Source organism: Vibrio sp. 1078-1 (assembly GCF_033340475.1).
On the sequence record NZ_JAWOWM010000804.1, the window covers coordinates 1 to 536 of the forward strand.

1 protein-coding gene and 1 pseudogene are annotated in these 536 nt (G+C 43.1%); one reads left to right on the forward strand and one right to left on the reverse strand.

Features of this window, described 5'->3' with window-relative positions:
* Positions 1-102 (reverse strand): annotated as a pseudogene (locus R7190_RS30160) (osmotically inducible protein OsmC); the annotation flags it as partial.
* Positions 103-307: 205 nt separating this feature from the next.
* On the opposite strand from R7190_RS30160, the gene R7190_RS30165 reads away from it, so the two are divergent.
* Positions 308-536 (forward strand): peptide-methionine (S)-S-oxide reductase (locus R7190_RS30165; protein ID WP_318138248.1); only part of this gene is annotated, 229 nt, incomplete at its 3' end.

A 536-nucleotide genomic window follows, 5' to 3' on the forward strand; every position in this document is an offset into this window, starting at 1 on the left:
TGGTGCCGTTGCACCACCGTTACCATCCATCACGATTGAGTGACCGGACTGCGATTGACCGAGGAATTTAAAATCTTCGACCCATTTAACTTCTGCTTGCATGGTTTACCTCATTTTGGCATCGCTCGTTGGGTGTAACTTTTGCCCGATTGAGCGGTGTATTTCGTGCCGATACTGTATCTTTCTTATCAAAAAGGGCAACGGAATTTTAAAAATCGCTGTAATTTTTTCGCTCTGTTGCCTTTCTATTTACGTAGCACTTTTTATTTCAGTCACACTTTCTACGGAAAACAACGTTGAGGTAGCTATGAAGAATATATCTAAGTTATTGGTCGGATTCTCTTTCGCACTTCCTGTCTTGTTCCTACTTTTGAGTAAAGCAGGCACCGCCGATACGATGGATAAGATGAAGGCTTTAGAGAATACAGAAATCGCCACACTGGCTGGCGGCTGTTTCTGGTGTACAGAATCGGATTTGGAACAGTTGACTGGCGTAGTTGATGTCGTATCAGGCTATTCTGGTGGTCATATTGAAA